The 223-nt window shown below is 72.6% G+C and carries 1 pseudogene; it reads left to right on the top strand.

The window, feature by feature from the left end:
• Nucleotides 1-47 precede the first annotated feature (47 nt).
• A pseudogene (locus ACV229_RS40980) lies at nucleotides 48-223 on the top strand (formate dehydrogenase); the annotation flags it as partial.

Below are 223 nucleotides of genomic sequence, written 5' to 3'. Positions count from 1 at the left end.
TTCGACGCGCTGCTGGCCGACGCCGTCGCTCATGCGAAGGAGGCGGCATGACGACCCGCATCTACGTCCCGCGCGATTCGTCCGCGCTGGCGCTCGGCGCCGATGCGCTCGCTTCCGCGATCGTCGCGGAGGCCGAACGGCGCGGCATGGCGATCGACCTCGTCCGCAATGGCTCGCGCGGCCTGCTGTGGCTCGAGCCGCTCGTCGAGGTCGGTACGGCGGC

This window comes from Burkholderia sp. MR1-5-21 (genome assembly GCF_053427715.1).
This window is presented reverse-complemented; position numbering and strand designations above follow the sequence as displayed.